Source organism: Citrobacter sp. Cpo037 (assembly GCF_030332945.1).
In the GTDB taxonomy this organism is placed as follows: Bacteria; Pseudomonadota; Gammaproteobacteria; order Enterobacterales; family Enterobacteriaceae; genus Citrobacter; species Citrobacter portucalensis.
Genome location: NZ_JAOWGW010000046.1, coordinates 331,009 through 352,025, shown reverse-complemented (window position 1 = coordinate 352,025; position 21,017 = coordinate 331,009). Strand labels below are relative to the sequence as shown.

The following is a 21,017-nucleotide window of genomic DNA, read 5'->3' as shown; positions in this document are numbered from 1 at the left end:
TACGTATAATGAGAAAAATAAAAATTGGGCTGGCGCTAGGTTCCGGCGCGGCGCGAGGTTGGTCGCATATTGGCGTTATTAAAGCCCTTAAGCATATGGGTATTGATGTTGATATCGTGGCAGGGTGCTCCATCGGTTCGTTGGTTGGCGCTGCCTACGCCTGCAATAAGCTGCCTGCTCTCGAAAAGTGGGTCTGTTCTTTCAGCTATTGGGATGTTTTACGGTTGATGGATCTCTCGTGGCGCAGGGGAGGTTTATTGCGCGGTGAACGGGTATTCAATCAGTACCGTAATGTGATGCCGGTAGAAGCAATTGAGCAATGTACTCGCCGTTTCGCAACAGTGGCCACCAATCTGAGTACGGGTCGGGAACTTTGGTTCACCGAAGGTGATTTACATCTGGCTGTCCGGGCCTCCTGCAGTATTCCTGGCCTGATGTCACCTGTGGCGCACAATGGTTACTGGCTGGTCGATGGTGCGGTGGTGAATCCTGTCCCTGTCTCCCTGACTCGCGCGTTGGGGGCCGATATTGTTATTGCGGTCGACCTGCAACACGATGCGCATCTCATGCAACAAGATTTACTCTCCTTCAACGTCAATAGCGATGCCGAATCGGGTGATGATGGTGACGAACTCTCATGGCATGCCCGTCTGAAAGAACGCTTGAGCAACATTACGGCCAGGCGTGCAGTAACTGCGCCCACGGCGATGGAGATTATGACGACGTCTATTCAGGTTCTGGAAAACCGACTGAAACGTAACCGCATGGCCGGTGACCCTCCAGACATTCTGATTCAGCCGTTTTGTCCACAAATATCCACGCTGGATTTTCACCGCGCCAGTGCGGCAATTGCTGCCGGGCAGTTAGCGGTCGAGAAGAAAATGGATGAGCTTCTACCCCTGGTGAAAACCAACGTCTAACGCATTTTTTATCAACACTTAAGCTAATTCTGACAGGCGTGAGTGGCAATAGCATGCCACTATTTATTAAAGCCAGTCAGGGGGGAGAATATGACGCAGCCATTGGTCGGAAAACAGATTCTTATCGTTGAGGATGAGCCGGTATTTCGCTCACTCATGGACTCATGGTTTTCCTCTTTGGGAGCGACAACGGCGGTAGCTGGTGACGGACTTGAAGCATTGGACTTGCTTGGGCATTTTAAACCCGACCTGATGATCTGCGACCTGGCTATGCCAAGAATGAACGGTCTCAAACTGGTTGAGTATTTACGCAATCGTGGCGATCAGACCCCGATACTGGTGATTTCTGCGACGGAAAACATGTCCGACATAGCCAAAGCGCTACGACTCGGTGTGGATGATGTCCTGTTGAAGCCGGTGAAAGACCTTAATCGCTTGCGAGAAACCGTCTTTGCCTGTCTTTATCCCAACATGTTTAATTCACGCGTGGAAGAAGAAGAACGGCTGTTTCGCGACTGGGATGCGATGGTGGACGATCCTACTGCTGCTGCGAAGTTGCTAAAAGAATTACAGCCTCCAGTGTCGCAAGTGCTCTCGCACTGTCGCATTAACTATCGACAATTGGTGGCAGCCGACCAACCGGGGCTGGTGTTGGATATTGCGCCGCTGTCGGATCATGACCTTGCATTCTATTGCCTTGATGTGACGCGGGCAGGGGATAATGGCGTGCTGGCTGCATTATTACTGCGAGCGCTATTTAATGGTTTACTGCAGGAGCAACTGACACAACAAAATCAACGGTTGCCAGAGCTAGGTACGTTATTGAAACAGGTAAATCATTTGTTGCGGCAAGCCAATTTACCAGGGCAGTTTCCCTTGCTGGTAGGGTATTACCACAGCGGATTAAAAAATCTAATTCTGGTATCAGCAGGGCTGAATGCGACATTAAATACCGGTTCCCACCAAGTGCAAATCAGCAATGGCGTTCCGCTGGGTACCTTAGGTAATACGTATCTTAATCAGCTGAGCCAACATTGTGAGTCATGGCAATGCCAGATTTGGGGGGCGGGAGGTCGCCTGCGCTTGATGTTGTCTGCAGAATGAACAATTGAGAGGCGTGCAAATGAAATTGGTTCACCCTCCCCATGTTGTGAGTGCTACTATCAGCGCCAGATTTATTCGTATTTATCTTAATTATACCGACGCGCGTCCTTTTCAGACCAGAAGCTTGTCGCTGTACTGATATACTCGGATGCGATACAGAATGATGAACACGTTCAATACATGAACAGTCCAGGAGAGTTTTAAATGGCTGCCCTTAATTCAAAAGTCAAAAAAGCCGTTATCCCAGTTGCGGGATTAGGAACCAGGATGTTACCGGCTACGAAAGCAATCCCGAAAGAGATGCTACCGTTGGTTGATAAGCCATTAATTCAGTACGTCGTAAACGAATGTATTGCTGCGGGCATCACTGAAATTGTACTTGTAACTCACTCGTCTAAAAATTCCATTGAAAACCACTTCGACACCAGTTTTGAACTTGAAGCGATGCTGGAAAAACGTGTAAAACGTCAGTTGCTGGAAGAAGTGCAATCTATTTGTCCGCCACATGTGACTATTATGCAGGTGCGTCAGGGGCTGGCTAAAGGTCTGGGCCACGCGGTATTGTGCGCGCACCCTGTGGTTGGCGATGAACCGGTAGCTGTAATCCTGCCGGACGTAATTCTTGACGAATACGAATCTGATTTATCCCGCGACAACCTTGCCGAAATGATTCATCGTTTTGATGAAACAGGTAGCAGCCAGATTATGGTTGAACCGGTAGAAGATGTTACGGCTTATGGCGTTGTGGATTGTAAAGGCGTTGAATTATCCCCGGGCGAAAGCGTCCCGATGGTTGGTGTGGTTGAAAAACCAAAAGCTGATGTTGCGCCTTCTAATCTGGCCGTTGTGGGTCGTTACGTTCTTAGTGCCGATATCTGGCCTCTGCTGGCTAAAACCCCTCCGGGAGCGGGTGATGAAATTCAGCTGACAGATGCTATCGATATGCTGATTGAAAAAGAGACGGTTGAAGCTTATCACATGAAGGGCAAAAGCCACGACTGTGGTAATAAACTGGGCTATATGCAGGCGTTCGTTGAATATGGTATTCGCCATAATACTCTCGGCGCCGAATTTAAAGCCTGGCTGGAAGACGAGATGGGTATTAAGAAGTAACCTTCTGGTATTATCTGGTCAGAACGGCGCTGTATTAACAGCGCCGTTTTTTTATACCTAATCCGGGTAGGTTTGAGCGAAGTACCGGTAAAAAAAATCCCGCCAGTGGCGGGATTTTAAACAAACTATTTCTGAATTATTCCTTGATCAGGAAATCGTCCAGTTGTTTACCTTGTTCTTCCATCGCTTTTTTGATCACTGCCGGTGTACGACCCTGGCCAGTCCAGGTTTTAGTTTCACCGTTTTCGTCAACATAGCTATATTTAGCCGGACGTGCAGCGCGCTTAGCTTTGGTGCCAGATTTAACAGCAGCCATGCTATTCAGCAATTCGTTCGGATCAATGCCGTCAGCGATCAGCATTTCACGATATTGTTGCAGTTTACGAGTACGTTCTTCAACTTCAGCAGCAGCAGCGCTTTCTTCTTCGCGACGCTCGCTAACTACAACTTCTAATTTTTCCAGCATTTCTTCAAGCGTTTCCAGAGTGCATTCTCTTGCCTGCGCACGAAGAGTACGGATGTTGTTCAGAATTTTAAGTGCTTCGCTCATTGTAGTAATCTCAAACTTATATTGGGGTGGTTTGTTGAGCTAATAATAGAGCGATAAATTCAGTTGTGCAATAGCCAGGAATGTAAGGAATTCAAAATTGCGCTTTATTTAGTATCAGAATTAATTCTCCTGTCTTAAATTCCCCATGATGTTGGGCATAAAAAAGGCTTATTGGCGAGGGGGCTTCTCAGCGGCTGAGAGTAAAAATTCAAGATTCAGGTCACATTTTATGGTGTACAAATAGTATCTCTTTGCAGTGATTTCAACCTTTTGTATTAGTTTTGCTTACGTGAATTCGCTAATACATGGCGACAGTAGGTAGATTCAATAACAATATGGGAAGGGGTTCTTTATTGCCGTATGATGATAAGTGACATTGATAAATTTCATGAGCACTATTTGTGAAAGAGTGTGTATATACGCGTCCGAGCTCAGGCTGTTTGGTCGATGGTTGTATGCTCTCTCACTACCCGTTACTTAAATTCAGGTGGCACTGTGCGAGCTTGCCCGCTCATTTATACGCCTTTGCGGCCAACGCTACACCGACATGTTCGTGAAATATGATACAATCCAGCCCATATTTATTTCCCCGGGTGAGGGCCTTCGGTCAATGGCACAACTATATTTTTACTATTCTGCAATGAACGCAGGTAAGTCGACTGCATTGTTGCAATCTTCGTACAATTATCAGGAACGTGGGATGCGTGCCGTTGTATATACAGCGGAAATTGATGACCGTTTTGGTGCTGGAAAAGTAAGTTCACGTATAGGTCTGTCGTCACCTGCAAAATTGTTTAACCAAAATTCATCATTGTTCGAAGAGATTCGCGCCGAGAATGCGCAGCAAAGAATTCACTGTGTACTGGTCGATGAGTCTCAGTTTCTGACCCGACAACAGGTTTATGAATTATCTGAAGTTGTCGATCAACTGGATATTCCTGTTTTGTGTTACGGCTTACGCACTGATTTTCGTGGTGAGTTATTTGGTGGCAGCGAATACCTGCTTGCGTGGTCAGATAAACTGGTTGAATTAAAGACCATTTGTTTCTGTGGCCGTAAGGCCAGCATGGTATTACGCCTTGATCAGGCTGGAAGACCTTATAACGAGGGCGAGCAGGTGGTTATCGGCGGGAATGAACGCTATGTGTCGGTATGTCGTAAACACTACAAACAAGCGCAGTCTGAGGGCTCTCTGACGGCGATACAAGAACGACACAGCCACGATTAACCCTGTACGCTTCTGAGCGCTTATAAACACAGGGTAGGCCGGAACCTTCGTCAATGTTCTCTACCCTGTCAGACTCTCTTCTGACGGCTAGTCTCACATCTTCCTGAATACATCTCTTACACTGCCATTTTATTCACATGGTTAAATTGTGTATTCCCCGATTTTCATAACACAAGACGAAAAAAAACGGCCCCAATTCAATTGGGACCGTTTATGATGAAACTAAAACTTATCTGAGCAAATTAAGCGGATTTCTTCGCTTTCTTTTCTGCTTTCGGTGCAGCTACTGCTTCAGTCTTAGCGGCGGTCTGACCTTCGCTATACTCACGACCGTAGTAGGTATCCAGCAGGATCTGTTTCAGTTCAGAAATCAGCGGGTAACGTGGGTTAGCACCAGTACACTGGTCGTCAAACGCATCTTCAGACAGTTTGTCCACGTGTGCCAGGAAGTCAGCTTCCTGAACGCCAGCTTCACGGATAGACTTAGGAATACCCAATTCAGCTTTGATTTCTTCCAGCCAGCCCAGCAGTTTCTGGATTTTCGCGGCAGTACGGTCGCCCGGTGCGCTCAGACCCAGATGGTCTGCGATTTCAGCGTAGCGACGGCGTGCCTGCGGACGGTCGTACTGGCTGAATGCAGTCTGTTTAGTCGGGTTGTCGTTCGCGTTATAACGAATAACGTTGCTGATCAGCAGGGCGTTCGCCAGACCGTGAGGAATGTGGAACTGAGAACCCAGTTTGTGCGCCATTGAGTGACATACACCCAGGAAGGCGTTAGCAAACGCGATACCGGCGATAGTTGCTGCACTGTGTACACGCTCACGCGCTACCGGGTTCTTAGAACCTTCATGGTAAGACGCTGGCAGGTTTTCTTTCAGCAATTTCAGCGCTTGCAGAGCCTGACCATCAGAGAACTCAGAAGCCAGTACTGAAACGTAAGCTTCCAGAGCGTGAGTGACGGCATCCAGACCACCGAACGCACACAGTGACTTCGGCATATCCATAACCAGGTTAGCGTCAACAATCGCCATATCCGGAGTCAGCGCGTAGTCTGCCAGCGGGTATTTCTGCCCAGTTGCATCGTCGGTAACGACCGCAAACGGAGTCACTTCAGAACCGGTACCGGAAGTGGTGGTAACTGCAATCATCTTCGCTTTTACGCCCATTTTCGGGAACTTGTAGATACGTTTACGGATGTCCATAAAGCGCAGTGCCAGTTCTTCGAAGTGAGTTTCCGGGTGCTCGTACATAACCCACATGATTTTCGCGGCGTCCATCGGGGAACCACCACCCAGTGCGATGATTACGTCTGGTTTGAAGGAGTTAGCCAGCTCAGCACCTTTGCGAACAACGGTCAGAGTCGGGTCAGCTTCAACTTCAAAGAACACTTCGGTTTCAACGCCAGCAGCTTTCAGAACGGAGGTGATCTGGTCTGCATAACCGTTGTTGAACAGGAAGCGGTCGGTCACGATCAGCGCACGTTTGTGACCATCGGTAATCACTTCATCCAGTGCGATTGGCAGAGAGCCACGACGGAAGTAGATAGATTTCGGAAGTTTGTGCCACAACATGTTTTCAGCTCGCTTAGCAACGGTTTTCTTGTTGATCAGGTGCTTAGGACCAACGTTTTCAGAGATGGAGTTACCACCCCAGGAACCACAACCCAGAGTCAGGGAAGGTGCGAGTTTGAAGTTGTACAGGTCACCGATACCACCCTGAGAAGCCGGGGTGTTGATCAGAATACGTGCGGTTTTCATCATCTGACCGAAGTAAGCAACACGCTCTGGCTGGTTGTCCTGGTCAGTGTACAGGCAAGAGGTATGACCGATACCACCCATCGCAACCAGTTTTTCAGCTTTGATGACTGCGTCTTCGAAGTCCTTCGCACGGTACATTGCCAGCGTCGGAGACAGTTTCTCGTGAGCAAACGGTTCGCTTTCGTCAACAACCTTCACTTCACCGATCAGAATCTTAGTGGTTTCTGGTACGGAGAAGCCTGCCAGTTCAGCAATCTTGTATGCCGGCTGACCAACGATAGCTGCGTTCAGCGCGCCATTTTTCAGGATAACGTCCTGGACTGCTTTCAGCTCTTTGCCCTGCAGCATGTAGCCGCCGTGAGTCGCAAAACGCTCACGTACTGCATCATATACGGAGTCAACCACGACGACAGACTGCTCAGAAGCACAGATTACGCCGTTATCGAAGGTTTTAGACATCAGAACAGATGCAACAGCACGTTTGATATCAGCGGTTTCGTCGATAACAACAGGGGTGTTACCTGCGCCTACGCCGATAGCCGGTTTACCGGAGCTGTATGCCGCTTTAACCATGCCTGGACCACCGGTCGCAAGGATCAGGTTGATGTCCGGGTGGTGCATCAGCGCGTTAGACAGTTCAACGGAAGGTTGATCGATCCAGCCGATCAGATCTTTCGGTGCGCCAGCAGCGATAGCGGCTTGCAGAACGATGTCAGCTGCTTTGTTAGTTGCATCTTTTGCGCGCGGATGCGGAGAGAAGATGATGGCGTTACGGGTCTTCAGGCTGATCAGTGATTTGAAGATCGCAGTAGAGGTAGGGTTAGTGGTTGGAACGATACCGCAGATGATACCAATCGGTTCAGCAATGGTAATGGTACCAAAAGTGTCGTCTTCAGACAGCACACCACAGGTTTTTTCATCTTTGTAAGCGTTGTAAATGTATTCAGAAGCGAAGTGGTTTTTAATCACTTTATCTTCGACAATACCCATGCCGGATTCGGCAACGGCCATTTTCGCGAGAGGAATTCGAGCGTCTGCGGCAGCCAGAGCGGCGGCACGGAAGATTTTGTCAACCTGTTCTTGAGTGAAACTGGCATATTCACGCTGGGCTTTTTTTACGCGCTCTACAAGTGCGTTAAGTTCAGCGACATTAGTAACAGCCATGATGCTCTCCTGATAATGTTAAACTTTTTTAGTAAATCATCTGCTCGATACGAGAGTATAGACAGACCGACGAAAATTTGTGTAATGGTTTGAAAATCAAACGGTTAATTAACGTCCACTTTACTTTGATTTACTAAAAGAGCTTATACGCTAGCGCCTGTTAACTCTAACGCGTTACCTCCAGGTGGTGTAAGCAAGATTACTCACTTCTGAGTAGTAATTGCGTGATCTGGATCAAAAATTCGCAAAGCTGACACCTTTCAGCAGGCCCTTTTAGCGTTTCTCGTTAAGTGTTAATAAATTGGCGTGATGAATGCTAATAACATTAGCATATTTAATACATATTAATAACACTGAGTATTGGTAGCGTATTTACATTGATATACGCAGATAGAAGGTGAAGTATGCTGACAAAAGGCGTATCTTCAGCGCGGATTTTATCAATTTTTATGACTCATTTTATCCGGCTAACGCTTCGGAGCTAACCGTGATCCAAACGCTATTTGATTTTCCTGTCTATTTTAAATTTTTCATTGGGTTATTTGCGTTGGTCAACCCGGTAGGGATCATCCCCGTCTTTATCAGTATGACCAGCTATCAAACTGCCGCAGCAAGAAACAAAACCAACCTCACGGCAAACCTTTCTGTCGCAATCATCCTGTGGACTTCGCTGTTTCTTGGTGATGGTATTCTGCAACTCTTCGGCATCTCAATTGACTCGTTCAGGATAGCTGGCGGCATTCTGGTTGTGACTATCGCGATGTCAATGATTAGCGGAAAACTAGGGGAAGATAAACAAAACAAACAGGAAAAATCAGAAACCGCAATCCGTGAAAGTATCGGCGTTGTGCCGTTGGCATTGCCGTTGATGGCGGGGCCGGGGGCGATAAGCTCAACTATTGTTTGGGGTACGCGATATCATAGCGCGATTAACCTGTTTGGCTTTTTTGTAGCGATTGCGTTGTTTGCCCTGTGCTGCTGGGGGCTGTTCCGCATGGCACCATGGTTAGTGCGCCTGTTGGGCCAAACCGGTATCAACGTCATTACGCGTATTATGGGGCTGCTGTTAATGGCTTTGGGTATCGAATTTATCGTTACAGGCATCAAATCCATTTTCCCTGGTTTGCTGGCCTGAAACCTCTCTTCTGTGCAAACGGAGCCGTGTCCGGCTCCGTTTCATTTCATTATCAGTAAAACTTCTCACTAAAGTTGAAAATCAGCAGAGCAATAATAAAAAATGCTGATGATTAACTCTCCTGTTAGTCATTGATTCTAAAGATATAACACGTCTCAGTGCGCCCGGTGAAGACCGATACTGCTGTTATTTTATTAACATCATACTCTGGGGCTTGCTGAAGGATTATCGAAATGTTATTAGTTATTTCAGCCTTTATTTCAGATGAATGTGCTAATTAATAACCAATTGTTAAATTTATGTGCATTTTGACATGGCGTTGACTTCGGACAGGATGGTTAACACCATAGTCGACATAATGTATTGATTTTTGTGAATTTCCCATAACGAATCTTCATTCGTAAGACTTTTTAAGTGAGATTTATTTCCAATAAAAGAGAATTGGTTAACAAATTTGTAAAATGTATTGGCGGTTAAGAAACGCATTTGATACTTTCCGGCCAGATATTATGCAGAAGAATTCACGTTGATGAGAATCATTTGCAGTTAGTTTCTCTCAACAGGGTAATAGCGTGTTTCCGGCAGGGGAGGCACGTAGAGAATCGACGCAAGGCGGTCATACGAATCGCCAGAATAAATAAAGTCGGTGATAGCAAGCAGTAAAACAATAAACCACCTGACGGCAGAAAATCTCCGGTGCCGTACAGGGATCCTGACAGGATTAACAGTCTGGTTAAAAAACCAGCCATAATAATGAGGGAGTACAACACAATGACTAACATCACTAAAAAAAGTTTAGTAGCTGCGGGGATCTTAACTGCGCTAGTCGCTGGAAATGTTGCCACGGCGGCAGAAGTGCCAGCGGGTGTGCAGCTTGCTGAAAAGCAGACTCTGGTGCGCAATAACGGTTCGGAAGTGCAGTCACTCGATCCCCACAAAATCGAAGGTGTACCTGAATCCAACATTAACCGTGACCTGTTTGAAGGTTTATTAATCAGTGATGTCGATGGCAAACCATCGCCTGGCGTGGCTGAAAAATGGGAAAATAAAGATTTTAAAGTCTGGACATTCCATCTGCGTAAAGATGCAAAGTGGTCTGACGGCACGCCTGTTACCGCGCAAGATTTCGTGTATAGTTGGCAACGTTTGGCTAATCCAAATACCGCTTCACCGTATGCCAGTTATTTGCAGTACGGTCATATTGTCAATATTGATGATATTATCGCCGGTAAAAAACCGGTCACCGATCTGGGTGTAAAAGCTCTCGACGATCATACTTTTGAAGTCACCCTCAGCGAACCAGTTCCTTATTTCTACAAACTGCTTGTGCACTCCTCCGTTTCACCGGTTCCTAGAGCTGCTGTTGAAAAATTCGGCGAGAAGTGGACCCAGCCCGCTAACATCGTTACTAACGGTGCGTATAAACTGAAAGACTGGGTTGTCAACGAGCGCATTGTGCTTGAGCGTAATACCAACTATTGGGACAACGCCAAAACGGTTATTAACCAGGTAACCTACCTGCCTATTTCTTCTGAAGTGACTGACGTTAACCGCTATCGCAGCGGTGAAATCGATATGACCTATAACAACATGCCGATTGAGTTATTCCAGAAACTGAAAAAAGAGATCCCGAACGAAGTCCACGTTGACCCCTATCTGTGCACCTATTATTACGAAATCAACAACCAGAAAGCACCGTTCAACGATGTTCGTGTTCGTACCGCCCTGAAGCTGGCGTTGGATCGTGACATTATCGTCAATAAAGTGAAAAACCAGGGTGACCTGCCAGCATATAGCTTTACTCCTCCATACACCGATGGTGCGAAACTGGTTGAGCCAGAGTGGTTCAAGTGGTCTCAGGAAAAACGTAATGAAGAAGCGAAGAAACTGCTGGCTGAGGCCGGATATACCGCTGAGAAACCGCTGACCTTTGATCTGCTGTATAACACCTCAGACCTGCATAAGAAGCTGGCTATTGCCGCGGCATCTATCTGGAAGAAAAATCTGGGTGCTAATGTGAAGCTGGAAAACCAGGAATGGAAAACGTTCCTCGATACGCGCCATCAGGGCAACTATGATGTTTCACGTGCGGGCTGGTGTGCGGACTATAACGAACCGACGTCCTTCCTGAATATGGTGCTGTCCGACAGCTCCAATAATACCGTCCACTATAAGAGCCCGGCATTTGATAAGCTGATTGCGGATACGCTGAAAGTGACGGATGAAGCGCAGCGCAGCGAACTGTATTCGAAAGCGGAACAGCAGTTGGATAAAGATTCTGCGATTGTACCGGTTTATTACTATGTTAATGCCCGCCTGGTGAAACCATGGGTTGGCGGATACTCCGGTAAAGACCCGATGGATAATATCCACGTTAAAGACTTGTATATTATCAAGCATTAATGGCAAGACGTGGGGCGATCAAAGTTGCCCCACAGTGTCTTTTTCTTCGAACTATAAATACCTCTTTAGACAAAGAGAGGTATACCCTAAATAATTCACGTTGCAGGAAGGCGGCAACGCAGCGAATCGCCAGGAGCTTACTTAAGTAAGTGACTGGCGTGAGCGAGTAAAGCCAACGCACTTGCAGCTTGAAGTATGACGGGTATAAAGGCACACGCCAGAAGGTACGGGCAATGTTAAAATTTATATTACGTCGCTGTCTGGAAGCGATTCCGACGCTGTTTATTCTTATTACGATTTCATTCTTTATGATGCGCCTTGCGCCCGGAAGCCCATTCACCGGAGAACGCGCGTTACCGCCAGAGGTGCTGGCGAATATCGAAGCGAAATATCATCTTAACGATCCCATCTCGACGCAGTACTTCAGCTATCTGAAACAGCTGGCGCACGGTGATTTTGGACCATCCTTTAAATATAAAGACTACACGGTTAACGACCTCGTTGCCTCGAGCTTTCCGGTTTCTGCGAAGCTGGGTGCGGCAGCCTTTATTCTGGCGGTGCTCGTCGGTGTTAGCGCCGGAGTGATAGCCGCGCTGAAGCAAAATACACGTTGGGACTATACGGTGATGGGGGTGGCTATGACCGGGGTGGTTATCCCCAGTTTCGTGGTCGCTCCCTTATTGGTCATGATATTTGCCATAACCTTGAAATGGCTACCCGGCGGGGGCTGGAACGGCGGGGCGCTGAAATTTATGATCCTGCCGATGGTGGCCTTGTCACTGGCCTACATCGCCAGTATCGCCCGTATTACTCGCGGTTCGATGATTGAAGTACTGCACTCTAACTTTATTCGTACCGCGCGCGCTAAAGGGCTGCCGATGCGGCGGATTATTTTCCGTCATGCGTTAAAACCAGCGCTGTTGCCAGTGCTGTCCTATATGGGACCGGCATTTGTCGGCATTATCACCGGTTCGATGGTTATTGAAACCATTTATGGTTTGCCGGGTATTGGCCAGTTGTTCGTCAATGGGGCGTTAAACCGCGACTATTCGCTGGTTCTTAGTCTGACCATACTGGTGGGTACGCTGACCATCGTGTTTAACGCGATTGTCGATGTGCTGTATGCCGTTATCGACCCGAAAATTCGTTACTGATACTGGAGCTCGCTATGATGTTAAGTAAGAAAAACAGCGAGGCGCTGGAGAATTTCAGTGAAAAGCTGGAGGTCGAAGGCCGTAGCCTGTGGCAGGACGCGCGTCGACGCTTTATGCATAACCGCGCGGCGGTAGCAAGCCTGGTGGTGCTGATAATTATTGCGCTGTTCGTAACGCTGGCACCGATGTTGTCGCAGTTTACCTACTTCGATACCGACTGGGGCATGATGTCCAGTGCGCCGGATACGGAATCAGGCCACTATTTCGGTACTGACTCGTCGGGACGCGACCTGTTGGTGCGCGTGGCAATTGGCGGACGCATTTCGCTGATGGTCGGCATTGCGGCGGCGTTAGTCGCGGTGGTTGTTGGTACGCTGTACGGTTCTCTGTCGGGCTACCTCGGCGGAAAAATCGACTCGGTGATGATGCGTCTGCTGGAAATCCTCAACTCCTTCCCGTTCATGTTCTTCGTGATCCTGCTGGTCACCTTCTTTGGGCAAAATATTCTGCTGATTTTTGTCGCTATCGGGATGGTCTCCTGGCTGGATATGGCGCGTATCGTGCGTGGGCAAACGCTAAGTCTCAAGCGCAAAGAGTTTATTGAAGCGGCGCAAGTGGGTGGGGTGTCTACCGTGCGTATCGTTATCCGCCATATTGTGCCGAACGTGCTGGGTGTGGTGGTGGTTTACGCTTCATTGCTGGTGCCGAGCATGATCCTATTTGAATCCTTCCTGAGCTTTTTGGGATTAGGTACGCAGGAGCCGTTAAGTAGCTGGGGCGCGCTGCTCAGTGATGGTGCCAACTCTATGGAAGTCTCACCATGGCTGCTGCTGTTCCCGGCTGGTTTCCTGGTGGTCACTTTGTTCTGTTTTAACTTTATTGGCGATGGCCTGCGTGATGCCCTCGACCCGAAAGACCGTTAAGGAGTGCAGCCATGAGCGTAATTGAAACCTCAACCGCGCCGCTCGCGCAACAACAGGCTAACGCACTGCTAAACGTAAAAGATTTGCGTGTGACGTTTGCGACCCCCGACGGCGATGTAACTGCGGTCAACGATTTAAACTTTTCTCTGCGAGCTGGAGAAACGCTGGGTATTGTCGGTGAATCCGGTTCGGGTAAATCGCAAACGGCCTTTGCCCTGATGGGCCTGTTGGCGGCAAATGGTCGTATCGGGGGCTCCGCAACGTTCAACGGGCGTGAAATTCTGAATTTACCGGAACGTGAACTGAACAAACTGCGCGCCGAGCAAATCTCGATGATTTTCCAGGACCCGATGACGTCCCTCAATCCATACATGCGGGTCGGGGAGCAGTTGATGGAAGTTCTGATGCTGCATAAAGGCATGAGCAAAGCGGAAGCTTTTGAAGAGTCAGTCAGAATGCTGGATGCGGTGAAGATGCCGGAAGCGCGTAAGCGTATGAAAATGTATCCGCATGAATTCTCCGGTGGTATGCGTCAGCGCGTAATGATCGCCATGGCACTGTTGTGCAGGCCCAAATTACTGATAGCCGATGAACCGACCACTGCGCTTGATGTAACGGTACAGGCGCAAATTATGACGCTGCTGAATGAACTGAAAAGCGAATTCAACACCGCGATTATCATGATCACCCACGATCTGGGGGTTGTTGCCGGTATTTGCGATAAAGTCCTGGTGATGTACGCCGGACGTACTATGGAATACGGCAGTGCGCGGGATGTCTTTTATAAGCCCGTTCATCCGTATTCGATTGGTTTGCTAAATGCCGTACCTCGTCTGGATGCAGAAGGGGAAGAGATGCTCACTATACCGGGTAACCCACCGAACCTGCTGCGTCTACCAAAAGGCTGTCCATTCCAGCCGCGTTGCCCGCATGCGATGGAAATCTGTAGCAGTGCTCCGCCACTGGAGGAGTTTAGTCCAGGCCGCCTGCGTGCCTGCTTTAAGCCGGTGGAGGAACTGGTATGAATGCGGTGACCGAACAACGTAAAGTGCTCCTTGAGATTGCCGACCTTAAAGTCCATTTTGATATTAAAGATGGCAAACAGTGGTTCTGGCAACCGACTAAAACCCTGAAGGCGGTTGATGGCGTAACCCTGCGACTATATGAGGGCGAAACCCTGGGCGTGGTCGGTGAATCAGGCTGCGGGAAATCGACCTTTGCCCGTGCGATTATCGGCCTGGTGAAGGCCACCGATGGAAAGGTTGCCTGGCTGGGTAAAGATTTACTGGGCATGAAACCCGATGAGTGGCGGGAAGTACGCAGCGATATCCAGATGATTTTCCAGGATCCTCTGGCATCGTTAAACCCGCGCATGACTATTGGTGAAATCATTGCTGAACCGCTGCGAACTTATCATCCGAATCTTCCTGGTCAGGAAGTCCGCGACCGTGTGAAGGCGATGATGATGAAGGTTGGACTATTGCCTAACCTGATTAACCGCTACCCACATGAGTTTTCCGGTGGCCAGTGTCAGCGTATTGGTATTGCCCGCGCGCTGATCCTCGAACCGAAGTTGATTATCTGCGATGAACCGGTTTCAGCGCTGGATGTATCAATCCAGGCCCAGGTGGTTAATCTTCTGCAACAGCTTCAGCGCGAAATGGGATTATCGTTAATCTTCATTGCTCACGACCTCGCTGTGGTTAAACATATCTCCGACCGTGTGCTGGTTATGTATCTCGGACACGCGGTGGAATTAGGGACCTATGATGAGGTGTACCATAACCCGCTGCATCCTTATACCAAAGCGCTGATGTCTGCGGTGCCAATCCCCGATCCGGATCAGGAAAGGAATAAGGTTATTCAGTTGCTGGAAGGCGAGTTACCGTCCCCGATTAATCCTCCTTCCGGTTGCGTGTTCCGTACGCGCTGCCCGATTGCTGGACCGGAATGCGCAAAAACGCGCCCGGTTCTGGAAGGAAGTTTCCGACATGCAGTTTCCTGCCTGAAAGTAGACCCGCTATAATCCTGAGGGCTGACAAAGGTCAGCCCTTTTTTTGGTGAGGTATCTGTGCCAGGTTTAGTCTCTTCTGTCCGCCGTGCGCTCTATCGCAAATTATTTGATTTAAATACCCGTTCAGGGCGTCGCTTTGAAGGTATGTGCGCACTATTTGCCTTGCTCAGCGTTATCGTTATCTTCATTGAGTCCGGAGTAGGGACGCAATACCATTTAACCTTTGAGGAATGGCGCATTTTTGTCTGGCTGGAGATCTTTATTACTCTGGTCTTCACCCTCGAATATCTTCTGCGCTTATGTTGCTGGGCCAACCCCGCTAAATATGTGTTCAGCTTCTGGGGGATAATTGACCTTGCCACCATTCTGCCGCTGTATGTGATGTGGCTATGGCCGGAAATCAGTCTGAGCTATGTTTTCGCCTGGCGAGCGATGCGTGTCCTGCGCGTTCTGCGTATTCTCAAGCTGCTGCGCTTTATGCCTTCTCTGCGGGTGTTCTGGAATGCGTTAAAAAGCGCCCGACATCAGCTGATGCTGTTCTATTCCTTTATCGCCATCCTGATGGTGGTTTTTGGCGCGATGATGTATCTGATTGAAGGGCCAAAATATGGGTTTACTACGCTGAATGCGTCGGTGTATTGGGCGATTGTTACTGTAACCACCGTCGGCTATGGCGATATCACGCCACACACACCGTTGGGGCGCATGGTGGCGTCTGTGCTTATCCTGATTGGTTACTCGGTGATTGCAATACCGACGGGATTGATTACCACGCACATGAGCAGTGCGTTCCAGCAGCGCGGGCACCAACGAAAATGTCCGCAGTGCCAGCAGGCGCAGCACGAACATAGTGCGCAATTTTGTAACCGCTGCGGAAGTAAACTACCGGGCTAAAAATGAAAAAAGCTGCGAGAGCAGCTTTTTTGTTTGATTATTCGCGCCAGAGAATATGGCAGAGCTTATGATCTTTTTCGCGACATAATAAAACGCGCGCAAAAATATCGTTAATCTCGCCGTCTTCTGTATCTGCCAGACCAATCACCACCTCGGCAAAGAAGTCAGGGTTCAGGTCAAAATCAACATGCTCCTGCCAATCTTCTGCCGGATCGAACAACTCGGCACCGCCACGCTCTTCAAACTGCAAATTGAACAGAATGATGTCGGCTGGATCCAGATTGTCCGCAGCCAGTTCGAGAAAAATGTCGTAAGCCTGCTCAAGCGTTTCGTCTTCGGTCAGGCGATTGTTCAAATCCATATCCATAATGACTACCTGTTTACTGTCTGATGGGCACGTTTTACAGCAACGGACTAAAGAAGTAAAACAGTCGCTCTGCTATCCTCTGCCAGAGTGGTCGTTTTACCCACAAACGGGCATCAAGCAGGCGTGAACGCGAAATATAATCATCCTGCACTGCCGCGAGATCGCCACCGAATCCGGCATCATCAATGACCAGCGTGATTTCAAAATTGAGCCACAGGCTGCGCATATCCAGGTTAACCGTCCCGACCAGGCTCAGCTCGCCATCGACCAGTACGCTCTTGGTGTGCAGCAAGCCACCTTCGAACTGATAAATTTTAACGCCAGCTGCCAGCAGCTCGGTGAAAAAGGCCCGGCTTGCCCAGCCAACCAGCAGGGAGTCATTTTTACGTGGAAGAATGATACTGACGTCAACCCCACGCTGCGCTGCCGTGCAGATCGCGTGCAACAGATCGTCGCTGGGGACGAAGTAGGGGGTGGTCATAATTAAATATTCACGCGCTGAATAAGCAGCGGTTAGCAGCGCCTGATGAATCAAATCTTCAGGGAAACCAGGTCCCGAGGCGATAGTGTGAATGGTGTGGCCGCTGGCCTGCTCAAACGGCATGATATTGACGTCTGGTGGCGGAGGCAAAATGCGCTTTCCGGTCTCAATTTCCCAGTCGCAGGAATAGACAATGCCCATAGCAGTGGCGACAGGACCTTCCATTCTCGCCATTAAATCAACCCATTGCCCGACACCCGCATCCTGTTTGAAGAAACGCGGGTCGACCATGTTCATGCTGCCGGTATAAGCAATGTAGTTATCTATCATGATCATTTTGCGGTGCTGACGCAGGTCCATACGGCGTAAAAATACACGCATCAGGTTCACCTTCAGCGCTTCTACAACCTCGATACCTGCGTTACGCATCATCGCCGCCCAAGGGCTGCGAAAGAACGCCACGCTGCCAGCGGAGTCCAGCATCAGGCGACAGTGAATGCCACGTCTCGCGGCAGCCATTAACGACTCGGCTACCTGATCGGCCATACCGCCAGGCTGCCATATGTAGAACACCATTTCGATGTTGTGGCGCGCCAGTTGAATATCACGGATCAGCGCCTGCATCACGTCATCTGAACTGGTGAGCAACTGCAGTTGGTTTCCCTTAACCCCGGCTATTCCCTGACGGCGCTCGCACAGTTTAAATAACGAAGAGGCGACGCTGCTGTTTTCCTGGGCAAAAATATGCTTGCAGGCCTTGAGGTCGTTCAGCCATTTGGCCGTTGACGGCCACATTGCCCGGGCGCGTTCGGCACGTCGCTTACCCAGGTGGAGTTCACCAAAGGATAGATAAGCAATGATCCCTACCAATGGCAGAATATAGATGATCAACAGCCAGGCCATTGCGGAGGGCACTGCGCGTCGTTTCATTAGAATGCGTAATGTTACGCCAGCAATGAGTACCCAGTAACCCAGAATGACCAGCCAACTCACCACGGTGTAGAAGGTTGTCATAAATTTAAAAATCCTTTTGAAAGCGTATTGTTAAGAGTTTACGCATCAGGATTAATCTGGCAAATAAAAACAAGGGAAAACCACTGGTCTGCATTCGGTCTGGCGTTATAATGGTCGTTCAGTGACTGAAAGAGTAGTAAACATGAAGCGTAGTAGAACGGAAGTGGGACGCTGGCGGATGCTGCGTCAGGCTAGCCGCCGTAAAGCACGTTGGCTTGAAGGACAATCGCGTCGTAATATGCGTATCCACACTATCAGAAAGTGCATTCTCAACCACCAGCGTAACTCGTTGTTGTTTGCGATCCACAGCATCTGATCCCAAAAGGGCACCGCTGGCGGTGCCCAATGTCTGCTTTACGTTCTGTTTTTAAAATACTTTTTTGTACGGTTTTACTGAAACCTGCGCATACACGCCCGCCGCGACATACGGATCGGCTTCCGCCCACGCCTGTGCCGCCTCCAAAGATTCAAATTCGGCAATCACCGTCGAGCCGGTAAAACCCGCCGCACCGGGATCGTTACTATCGACCGCTGGCATGGGGCCCGCCGTGAGCAAACGACCTTCGTCATGAAGGAGTTGCAGGCGAGCCAGATGAGCAGGGCGCACGGAGAGACGTTTTTCGAGAGAGTCTGCAATATCTTGAGCGTAAATAACATACAGCACGGGTAGAGCTCCTTGAACGGTAAAAGTCGTTAATAACGTTATTGGAAAGGCCTAACAACTGCAACGGAAAGATAACTGATATGTTAAGGCCATACTCTGAAAGCGGTTTTTTATCATAAAATCGCGTTTTAAATGTCAGTTACCGCCACGGGCTTATTGAATATGATTGCTATTTGCATTTAAAATCAGGGCCTGGTTTTTTTACTGAAACGATTATGACTTCAATGACCCTTGATTTACCTCGTCGCTTTCCCTGGCCAACGTTACTGTCTGTCGGCATTCATGGTGCCGTAGTGGCTGGTTTGCTGTATACCTCGGTACATCAGGTTATTGAACTGCCTGCGCCAGCGCAGCCGATCTCTGTCACGATGGTCGCGCCTGCCGACCTTGAACCGCCTCAGGCCGTTCAGCCGCCGCCGGAACCCGTTGTCGAGCCTGAACCGGAACCAGAACCGATTCCAGAGCCACCAAAAGAGGCACCGGTGGTGATTGAAAAACCGAAGCCCAAGCCTAAACCGAAGCCAAAACCGGTGAAAAAGGTGGAAGAGCAACCGAAACGCGATGTTAAACCAGCAGAACCGCGCCCGGCCTCCCCACTGGAAAATACGGCACCTACTCGCACAATGACCAATACCGCGCCGGCAACTACCAGCAAACCGGTGGTCAGTGCGCCATCAGGTCCACGCGCTTTAAGCCGTAATCAGCCTCAGTATCCGGCGCGAGCTCAGGCGCTGCGCATTGAAGGACGGGTAAAGGTCAAATTTAACGTAACGCCGGATGGTCGGGTTGAAAATGTGGAGATCCTGTCTGCGCAGCCTGCCAATATGTTTGAGCGTGAAGTGAAAAATGCGATGCGTAGATGGCGTTATGAGGCAGGTAAACCCGGTTCCGGACTCGTGGTGAATATTGTTTTCAAATTAAACGGCACAACGCAAATCGAGTAAGCATCAGGCCGTCCGGCAATCATCACTCTTGATCATTGCCGGATAGCATTACTGGCGTGTGCTATCAGGCCAACGTGGGAATTGGACGCGGTTTCCCGTCTTTATCAACGGCAACGTAGATAAACAGAGCTTCGGTGGCTTTATAGCGCTGCCCAATAGGTTCAGAAGCGACTTTCTTCACCCAAACTTCAATATTGATGCTGATTGAGGTTGTCCCGCGTTTCACACAGCGCGCGTAACAACACACTACATCACCTACGGCGACCGGCCGCAAAAAGCTCATTCCTTCAACCCGCACCGTTACCACACGACCATGTGCGATCTCTTTGGCCTGAATCGCGCCACCTATATCCATTTGTGACATCAGCCAACCGCCAAAAATATCACCATTCGCGTTGGTATCTGCAGGCATGGCCAGAGTACGTAAAACCAGTTCACCCTGGGGAGTGTTATTCGTTGTTGTCATTGTAGAACCGACTATAGAGAAAGATTACAGGCGCGATGCTACTAGAATTTGTGCGTTGAGAATAGAGGGGATGCGGCGTGCAGAGCAGATGTAAGCCAGGTTGTCAGCACAATGGAACGCGAGGGGATAAAAATTCGCCAGATCCGCAGATCTGGCGAGCATGTATTACGATTTATCTTCTTGCGGCAGATGACGGTAAATATAGACTCCACTCAGCAGCGTAAAGAATAAAGTCAGGGCGGTCAGGCCGAACACTTTGAAGTTGACCCAAATGTTCTGCGGTAGCCAAAATGCAATATAGATATTCGCCAGACCACACAGGATGAAAAAGACGGCCCAGGCTAAATTAAGTTTCGACCACACCGGCTGCGGCAGGGTCAGCTCTTTACCTAACATGCGCTGAATTAGCGGCTTTTTCATTACCCACTGGCTAACCAACAGAGCACCAGCAAACAGCCCGTAAATCACCGTTACTTTCCACTTAATGAATTCATCGTTGTGGAAAAAAATAGTCAGGCCACCAAATACGGCCACCAGGACAAAGGTGATTAACGCCATCTTCTCGACCTTGCGATAGCGAACCCAGCTGTAAATCAACACTACAGCCGTCGCGACAATCAGCGCCGAGGTCGCCGCATAGATGTCATAAAGCTTATAAAAAGCAAAAAAGACAACCAGCGGTAAAAAATCAAGAAACTGCTTCATTCTTCGATTCCGTCATC

The 21,017-nt window shown here is 49.0% G+C and carries 20 protein-coding genes; 13 read left to right on the top strand and 7 right to left on the bottom strand.

Annotation, left to right across the window (positions count from 1 at the left end; genetic code table 11):
• Nucleotides 1-8 precede the first annotated feature (8 nt).
• The 3 genes from rssA to galU all read left to right on the top strand — a co-directional run bounded on the left by rssA (nt 9) and on the right by galU (nt 3,137).
• Nucleotides 9-920 carry a patatin-like phospholipase RssA gene (rssA, locus tag OGX94_RS07660; RefSeq protein WP_003833384.1) on the top strand — a complete coding sequence of 304 codons (912 nt, stop codon included), beginning with the start codon at nt 9-11 and terminating at the stop codon, nt 918-920.
• A gap of 90 nt (nt 921-1,010) precedes the next feature.
• A complete protein-coding gene (rssB, locus tag OGX94_RS07655) occupies nt 1,011-2,024 on the top strand; it encodes a two-component system response regulator RssB (protein ID WP_164562694.1) in 1,014 nt (337 codons plus the stop codon).
• A 204-nt stretch (nt 2,025-2,228) separates the two neighbouring features.
• On the top strand, nt 2,229-3,137 hold the full coding sequence (gene galU, locus OGX94_RS07650; RefSeq protein ID WP_003020727.1) for a UTP--glucose-1-phosphate uridylyltransferase GalU: 909 nt from the start codon (nt 2,229-2,231) through the stop codon (nt 3,135-3,137).
• Between the two features lie 136 nt (nt 3,138-3,273).
• Here galU and hns read toward each other — a convergent pair whose 3' ends face one another.
• Complete coding sequence (gene hns, locus OGX94_RS07645) at nt 3,274-3,687, bottom strand: histone-like nucleoid-structuring protein H-NS (RefSeq protein WP_003020723.1); 414 nt, start codon at nt 3,685-3,687, stop codon at nt 3,274-3,276.
• 610 nt (nt 3,688-4,297) lie between these two features.
• On the opposite strand from hns, the gene tdk reads away from it, so the two are divergent.
• Complete coding sequence (tdk, locus tag OGX94_RS07640) at nt 4,298-4,915, top strand: thymidine kinase (protein ID WP_008784954.1); 618 nt, start codon at nt 4,298-4,300, stop codon at nt 4,913-4,915.
• Between the two features lie 242 nt (nt 4,916-5,157).
• Here tdk and adhE read toward each other — a convergent pair whose 3' ends face one another.
• Entirely contained in the window at nt 5,158-7,836 is a 2,679-nt protein-coding gene (adhE, locus tag OGX94_RS07635; RefSeq protein WP_003833375.1) for a bifunctional acetaldehyde-CoA/alcohol dehydrogenase, read from the bottom strand.
• Nucleotides 7,837-8,323: 487 nt separating this feature from the next.
• Between adhE and ychE the strand changes: the two genes are divergently transcribed.
• The 7 genes from ychE (at nt 8,324) to OGX94_RS07600 (ending at nt 16,359) form a co-directional block, all read left to right on the top strand.
• A complete protein-coding gene (gene ychE, locus OGX94_RS07630) occupies nt 8,324-8,971 on the top strand; it encodes an NAAT family transporter YchE (protein ID WP_003020714.1) in 648 nt (215 codons plus the stop codon).
• A gap of 771 nt (nt 8,972-9,742) precedes the next feature.
• Nucleotides 9,743-11,374, top strand: coding sequence for an oligopeptide ABC transporter substrate-binding protein OppA (gene oppA, locus OGX94_RS07625; RefSeq protein ID WP_149335228.1), 1,632 nt, complete (start codon nt 9,743-9,745; stop codon nt 11,372-11,374).
• 233 nt (nt 11,375-11,607) lie between these two features.
• Nucleotides 11,608-12,528, top strand: coding sequence for an oligopeptide ABC transporter permease OppB (gene oppB / locus OGX94_RS07620; RefSeq protein ID WP_003020708.1), 921 nt, complete (start codon nt 11,608-11,610; stop codon nt 12,526-12,528).
• Between the two features lie 14 nt (nt 12,529-12,542).
• Entirely contained in the window at nt 12,543-13,451 is a 909-nt protein-coding gene (oppC, locus tag OGX94_RS07615; RefSeq protein WP_003833365.1) for an oligopeptide ABC transporter permease OppC, read from the top strand.
• Between the two features lie 11 nt (nt 13,452-13,462).
• Entirely contained in the window at nt 13,463-14,476 is a 1,014-nt protein-coding gene (gene oppD / locus OGX94_RS07610; protein ID WP_003833364.1) for a murein tripeptide/oligopeptide ABC transporter ATP-binding protein OppD, read from the top strand.
• Nucleotides 14,473-15,477: a murein tripeptide/oligopeptide ABC transporter ATP-binding protein OppF gene (oppF, locus tag OGX94_RS07605; protein ID WP_003833363.1), complete on the top strand. Its 1,005-nt coding sequence runs from the start codon at nt 14,473-14,475 to the stop codon at nt 15,475-15,477. The genes oppD and oppF overlap by 4 nt, the downstream gene beginning before the upstream one ends.
• 45 nt (nt 15,478-15,522) lie before the next feature.
• Nucleotides 15,523-16,359 carry an ion transporter gene (locus OGX94_RS07600; protein ID WP_257661939.1) on the top strand — a complete coding sequence of 279 codons (837 nt, stop codon included), beginning with the start codon at nt 15,523-15,525 and terminating at the stop codon, nt 16,357-16,359.
• 37 nt (nt 16,360-16,396) lie between these two features.
• On the opposite strand, the gene OGX94_RS07595 is transcribed toward OGX94_RS07600, so the two are convergent.
• Nucleotides 16,397-16,726: an HI1450 family dsDNA-mimic protein gene (locus OGX94_RS07595; protein WP_003020691.1), complete on the bottom strand. Its 330-nt coding sequence runs from the start codon at nt 16,724-16,726 to the stop codon at nt 16,397-16,399.
• A gap of 34 nt (nt 16,727-16,760) precedes the next feature.
• Nucleotides 16,761-18,221 (bottom strand): cardiolipin synthase, encoded by a 1,461-nt coding sequence (cls, locus tag OGX94_RS07590; RefSeq protein ID WP_003020687.1) that lies wholly within the window; start codon nt 18,219-18,221, stop codon nt 16,761-16,763.
• 142 nt (nt 18,222-18,363) lie between these two features.
• On the opposite strand from cls, the gene OGX94_RS07585 reads away from it, so the two are divergent.
• On the top strand, nt 18,364-18,537 hold the full coding sequence (locus OGX94_RS07585) for a YciY family protein (RefSeq protein ID WP_003020684.1): 174 nt from the start codon (nt 18,364-18,366) through the stop codon (nt 18,535-18,537).
• 51 nt (nt 18,538-18,588) lie between these two features.
• On the opposite strand, the gene OGX94_RS07580 is transcribed toward OGX94_RS07585, so the two are convergent.
• Nucleotides 18,589-18,885, bottom strand: coding sequence for a YciI family protein (locus OGX94_RS07580; RefSeq protein WP_003020675.1), 297 nt, complete (start codon nt 18,883-18,885; stop codon nt 18,589-18,591).
• A 215-nt stretch (nt 18,886-19,100) separates the two neighbouring features.
• Between OGX94_RS07580 and tonB the strand changes: the two genes are divergently transcribed.
• Nucleotides 19,101-19,829, top strand: coding sequence for a TonB system transport protein TonB (gene tonB, locus OGX94_RS07575; RefSeq protein ID WP_168150127.1), 729 nt, complete (start codon nt 19,101-19,103; stop codon nt 19,827-19,829).
• A 64-nt stretch (nt 19,830-19,893) separates the two neighbouring features.
• Here the strand turns inward: tonB and yciA are convergent, their stop codons facing one another.
• Complete coding sequence (gene yciA, locus OGX94_RS07570) at nt 19,894-20,295, bottom strand: acyl-CoA thioester hydrolase YciA (RefSeq protein WP_003020670.1); 402 nt, start codon at nt 20,293-20,295, stop codon at nt 19,894-19,896.
• Nucleotides 20,296-20,460: 165 nt separating this feature from the next.
• Complete coding sequence (locus tag OGX94_RS07565; RefSeq protein ID WP_003020667.1) at nt 20,461-21,000, bottom strand: septation protein A; 540 nt, start codon at nt 20,998-21,000, stop codon at nt 20,461-20,463.
• Nucleotides 21,001-21,017 lie beyond the last annotated feature (17 nt).

Excerpts from the sequence above, each read along its gene's own strand:
- rssA (WP_003833384.1), top strand. The coding sequence starts at position 9 with ATGAGAAAAATAAAAATTGGGCTGGCGCTAGGTTCCGGCGCGGCGCGA.
- rssB (WP_164562694.1), top strand. The coding sequence starts at position 1,011 with ATGACGCAGCCATTGGTCGGAAAACAGATTCTTATCGTTGAGGATGAG.
- galU (WP_003020727.1), top strand. The coding sequence starts at position 2,229 with ATGGCTGCCCTTAATTCAAAAGTCAAAAAAGCCGTTATCCCAGTTGCG.
- hns (WP_003020723.1), bottom strand. The coding sequence starts at position 3,687 with ATGAGCGAAGCACTTAAAATTCTGAACAACATCCGTACTCTTCGTGCG.
- tdk (WP_008784954.1), top strand. The coding sequence starts at position 4,298 with ATGGCACAACTATATTTTTACTATTCTGCAATGAACGCAGGTAAGTCG.
- adhE (WP_003833375.1), bottom strand. The coding sequence starts at position 7,836 with ATGGCTGTTACTAATGTCGCTGAACTTAACGCACTTGTAGAGCGCGTA.
- oppA (WP_149335228.1), top strand. The coding sequence starts at position 9,743 with ATGACTAACATCACTAAAAAAAGTTTAGTAGCTGCGGGGATCTTAACT.
- oppB (WP_003020708.1), top strand. The coding sequence starts at position 11,608 with ATGTTAAAATTTATATTACGTCGCTGTCTGGAAGCGATTCCGACGCTG.
- oppC (WP_003833365.1), top strand. The coding sequence starts at position 12,543 with ATGATGTTAAGTAAGAAAAACAGCGAGGCGCTGGAGAATTTCAGTGAA.
- oppD (WP_003833364.1), top strand. The coding sequence starts at position 13,463 with ATGAGCGTAATTGAAACCTCAACCGCGCCGCTCGCGCAACAACAGGCT.
- oppF (WP_003833363.1), top strand. The coding sequence starts at position 14,473 with ATGAATGCGGTGACCGAACAACGTAAAGTGCTCCTTGAGATTGCCGAC.
- OGX94_RS07595 (WP_003020691.1), bottom strand. The coding sequence starts at position 16,726 with ATGGATATGGATTTGAACAATCGCCTGACCGAAGACGAAACGCTTGAG.
- cls (WP_003020687.1), bottom strand. The coding sequence starts at position 18,221 with ATGACAACCTTCTACACCGTGGTGAGTTGGCTGGTCATTCTGGGTTAC.
- OGX94_RS07585 (WP_003020684.1), top strand. The coding sequence starts at position 18,364 with ATGAAGCGTAGTAGAACGGAAGTGGGACGCTGGCGGATGCTGCGTCAG.
- tonB (WP_168150127.1), top strand. The coding sequence starts at position 19,101 with ATGACTTCAATGACCCTTGATTTACCTCGTCGCTTTCCCTGGCCAACG.
- yciA (WP_003020670.1), bottom strand. The coding sequence starts at position 20,295 with ATGACAACAACGAATAACACTCCCCAGGGTGAACTGGTTTTACGTACT.
- OGX94_RS07565 (WP_003020667.1), bottom strand. The coding sequence starts at position 21,000 with ATGAAGCAGTTTCTTGATTTTTTACCGCTGGTTGTCTTTTTTGCTTTT.